A 4,842-nucleotide genomic window follows, 5' to 3' on the forward strand; every position below is an offset into this window, starting at 1 on the left:
GAGGCGTTGGATGAGTTGATTGTGTCGTGTGAAGGGGACGGGGTTCGGGTTCGGCGTATTGCGGTGGATTACGCGTCGCATTCGGCGCAGGTCGACGGTTTACGCGATGATTTGGTGGAGTTGCTGGCGCCGATCGTGCCGCGGTCGTCGTCGGTTCCGTTGTTCTCGACTGTCACTGGTGATTGGTTGGACACCGCGGAGATGGATGCGGCGTATTGGCATCGGAACCTCCGTCAGACCGTCCAGTTCGAGAAGGCCACCGCCGCGCTGGCGGACGGGCACGGGCTGTTCATCGAGGTCAGTGCCCATCCGGTGCTGACCGGCGCGATCCAGGACACCGTGGCGGACACGGAAGCGGCGACCGTCGGGACGCTGCGCCGTGACGACGGCGGCTGGGACCGGTTCCTCACCTCGGCGGGCGAGGCCTACGCCCGCGGTGCCGAGGTGGCGTGGAGCGGGCAGTTCCCCGCCGAGGTGTCCCTAGTGGACCTTCCGACCTACGCCTTCCGGCATCAGCACTTCTGGCTCGACAGTGCCCCGGCCGCCGGGGACGTCTCCGCGGCCGGGCTGGCGGACGCGGAGCATCCGCTGCTCGGCGCGGTGGTCGCCCTGCCCGGTGATGAAGGCGTGGTCCTGACCGGCCGGATCTCCAGGCGGAACCAGCCTTGGCTCACCGAGCACACCGTTCTCGGTGAGGTGATCCTGCCGGGGACCGCTTTCGTCGAACTGGCCGTCCGCGCCGCGGACGAGACCGGCTGCGGGCACGTGGAGGAACTCACGCTGGCCGCGCCGCTGATCGTCCCCGCGCAGGGAAGCGTCGAGCTGCGTGTGGTGGCGGGCGCGGCGGACGAGGACGGCAGGCGCGGACTGACCGTCCATTCGCGACTCGGCGAAGGGTCCCCGTGGACCTGCCACGCGACCGGCACGCTCGCCCTCGGTGTCCACGCCCCGTTGTCGGAACTGGGCACCTGGCCGCCCGCCGGCGCGGAACGCGTCGATCTCGACGGGCACTACGACCGGCTCGCCTCCGACGGATACGGCTACGGGCCGACGTTCCGGGGGCTGCGTGAGGCATGGCGGCTCGGCGAAGACCTTTACGCCGAGGTCGCGTTGCCTGACGGGACCGACACCGAGGGGTTCGGCCTCCATCCCGCGTTGTCCGATGCCGCACTGCATATTCTCGGAGTGGCAGGCCAAGGGCGGCTCGAACTGCCCTTCGAATGGCGTGGTGTGTCCTTGCACGCGTCGGGGGCCTCGGTTCTGCGTGCGCGGATCTCCCGCCATGGCGGTGGATTCGGCCTGCGCCTCGCCGACACCCAGGGCGCACTCGTGGCCACTGTGGACTCGTTGACCCTGCGGCCGTTCTCCGGCCGGGGACACGTCGTCGACGAGGCCGGTCCGCTCTACCGGGTCGAATGGCCGGTGCTGCCGCGCGAGGACGCGTCGCCAAGGCCATCGGTCGCGGTGCTGGGCGACCTCGAGGTGCCGGGGGCCAGGCGTTACGCCACGCTCGCTGAGATCGAAGACGTTCCGGAGTACGTCTTCGCCGGTGTACCGGCGGACCACGGCCCGCACGAAACGTCGTCGGCGGTACTCGAACTCGCCCAGCGGTGGCTGGAGGACGAACGGTTCACGGCCGCGAAGCTGGTCTTCGTCACCACCGGCGCGGTCTCGGCCGAGCCCGGCGAACGGATCACCGGTCTCGCGCAGGCGACGGCCATCGGGTTGATCCGGTCGGCGCAGTCGGAGAACCCGGACCGGTTCGTGCTGCTCGACGCGGACACCCTCGGCGAGGTGGTGCTCGCGGCACCGGCCACAGGGGAGGCCGAGCTCGTCGTCCGCGGGGAGGCCGTACGCGGCCGACGCCTGGTTCGTGTGTCCACAAAGGACGCGCTGCTCCCGCCGTCCGAAAGCCCGTGGCGTCTCGACGTGTCCGGTGAGGGGACGCTGGAGAACCTCGCCCTCGTTCCGGTCCCCGAGGAGCCGCTCGGTGACCGGCAGGTCCGGGTCGCGGTCCGCGCGGCGGGGGTGAACTTCCGGGATGTCGTCGCGTCCCTCGGGGTCGTGCGGGTCGACGAACCGATGGGTGGCGAGGCCGCCGGGGTGGTCGCCGAGATCGGCGCGGGCGTCACCGATCTCGCCGTCGGCGATCGTGTCACCGGGGTCTTCACCGGCGCCTTCGGCCCGGTCGCGACCACGGAGCGGGCGAACCTGGTGCCCATGCCGGACGGCTGGACGTTCGCCGAAGCGGCGTCGATCCCCGTCGTCTACACCACCGCGCTCTATGGACTTGTCGACTTGGCGAACGTGCGGGCGGGGCAGCGGATACTGGTGCACGCCGGGGCGGGCGGGGTCGGGATGGCCGCGATCGGACTGGCGTCGCAGTGGGGGCTCGAGGTGTTCGCCACGGCGAGCCCGGCGAAGCATGACGTCCTGCGGTCGCTGGGGCTGGCCGATGATCACATCGCTTCGTCGCGGGATCTGGAGTTCGCGGACAAGTTCCTGGCGGTGACCGGCGGAGAGGGTATGGACGTCGTCCTCAACTCCCTTGCGGGCGAGTTCGTGGACGCGTCGCTGCGGCTTTTGCCTCGTGGCGGGCATTTCCTGGAGATGGGCAAGACCGATATCCGCGACGCGGACGAGATCGCCGCACAGCACGCCGGTGTGCGTTACGCCGCCTACAACCTCCCTGATTTCGCACTCGATCGCACCCAGGAAATCCTGCGCGAGGTGACGCAGCTGTTCGCGGGCGGCCGGCTGCGACGGCTTCCGGTGCTGGCTTGGGATGTGCGGCGGGGCGTCGAGGCCATGCGGTTCATGAGCCGTGCGCGGCACGTGGGCAAGTTGGTGCTGACGGTTCCTTCCGCGCTGGATCGGGCAGGGACCGTGCTGGTGACCGGCGGAACAGGTGGGCTCGGTGGTCTCGTGGCCCAGCATCTGGCCGCTGAGCACGGGGTCCGGAGCCTGGTGCTGACCGGTCGCCGGGGTGTCGAACCCGAGTTCGTGGAGGAATTGCGCGGCAGTGGGGTGTCGGTGTCGGTGGTGGCGTGTGACGTCGCGGACCGGGCGTCGATGGCCGGGGTGCTGGACGCCATCCCGGATCTGACAGGGATCGTGCACGCGGCCGGAGTGCTCGACGACGGACTGATCGGCTCGTTGTCGCCGGAGCGGCTGACCGAGGTGTTGCGGCCGAAGGTGGATGGATTGCTGAATCTGCACGAGCTCACTCGTGGCAGGGATTTGGCGATGTTCGTGGCGTTCTCGTCGGCCGCGGCGACGTTGGGTGCGGCGGGTCAGGGTGGCTATGCGGCGGCCAACACCTTCGTGGACGCGTTGATGGAAGCCCGGCGAGCGGAAGGATTGCCCGCGGTTTCGATCGCCTGGGGATTCTGGGCGCAGCGCACCGGCATGACCGCGCACCTCACCGAAGCCGACGTCGACCGGATGCGGCGCGCGGGCGAGAACCCGTTGTCCATCGATCTGGGGCTGCGGTTGTTCGACCAGGCGGTGGCCTCGCCATGGCCCTCGCTCACCGCGCTGGATCTCGATCTCGCCAAGGTGCGGTCGGCGAGTTCGGTGAGCCCGGCGCTGCGAGGGCTGGTGGGCCCGGTCCGGCGCCGGGCCGCCGCCGTTTCCGGCGACCGGTCCTGGGCGGACCGGGTGCGGGCGCTGGCACCCGCCGAACGTGAGCGTTCCGCCGTCGAAGAGGTGCGGCGCCAGGCCGCGGTGGTCCTCGGCCACGGTACCGGCGGCGATATCGGGGTTTCGGCGGCGTTCAAGGAACTCGGGTTCGACTCCCTGACCGCGGTCGAACTGCGCAACCGGCTGCAGGCGGCGACCGGGCTGAGGTTGCCGGCCACCCTGATCTTCGACCATCCGACGCCTCGGGCGCTGGCCAGGCATCTGCTCGGCGAGGTGGTGGGTGACGTTCCGGCGGCGGAGCGGACGCCGGCCACCAGAGCCGACGGTCAGGAGCCGATCGCCATCGTCGGGATGGCCTGCCGGTATCCGGGCGGGGTGGCCTCGCCGGAAGACCTCTGGCGGATGGTCGCGGACGGCGTCGACGGGATGTCGCCGTTCCCCCGCGATCGTGGCTGGGACGTGGACGGTCTCTTCGATCCGGATCCGGACCGGGCGGGGACCACCTACGTCCGTGAGGGCGGGTTCCTGGACGGCGCGGGGGAGTTCGATCCGGCGTTCTTCGGTATCTCGCCGAGGGAAGCGGTGGCGATGGACCCGCAGCAGCGGCTCATCCTGCAGACCTCTTGGGAGGCCTTGGAACGGGCCTCCCTGGACCCCTCGTCGCTCGCCGGATCGGCGACCGGGGTGTTCATGGGCGTGATCTACAACGACTACACGACCAGTGTGCCGTCGCCGCCGGAGGACGTTCAGCCCTTCCTCGGGAACGGTGGCTTCACCAGCGTCGCGTCCGGGCGGGTGGCCTACGCGCTCGGACTGGAGGGCCCGGCCGTCAGCGTCGACACCGCGTGCTCGTCTTCGCTGATGGCGCTGCATCTGGCGGTGCAGTCCCTGCGGCGCGGTGAGTGCACGATGGCGCTCGCCGGTGGCTCGTCGGTGATGGCGACACCGGTCTCCTTCACGGACTTTTCGCGTCAGCGCGGACTCGCGGCCGACGGCAGGTGCAAGGCGTTCGCGAACGCCGCGGACGGGACGGGGTGGGCCGAGGGTGTCGGTGTGCTGGTCGTGGAGCGGCTTTCGGACGCGCTCGCGAATGGTCATCGGGTCCTGGCGGTGGTTCGCGGTTCGGCGGTGAACCAGGACGGCGCGTCGAACGGGTTGACCGCGCCGAACGGTCCGTCGCAGGAACGCGTGATCCGTGCC

The 4,842-nt window shown here is 70.4% G+C and carries 1 protein-coding gene; it reads left to right on the plus strand.

The genetic code is table 11. The features are described from left to right. Positions 1-6: 6 nt before the first annotated feature. A partial coding sequence (locus ACFVM3_RS41775; RefSeq protein WP_378445450.1) for an SDR family NAD(P)-dependent oxidoreductase occupies positions 7-4,842 on the plus strand: 4,836 nt, incomplete at its 3' end.

The organism is Amycolatopsis sp. NPDC057786, from assembly GCF_042797905.1.
In the GTDB taxonomy this organism is placed as follows: Bacteria; Actinomycetota; Actinomycetes; order Mycobacteriales; family Pseudonocardiaceae; genus Amycolatopsis.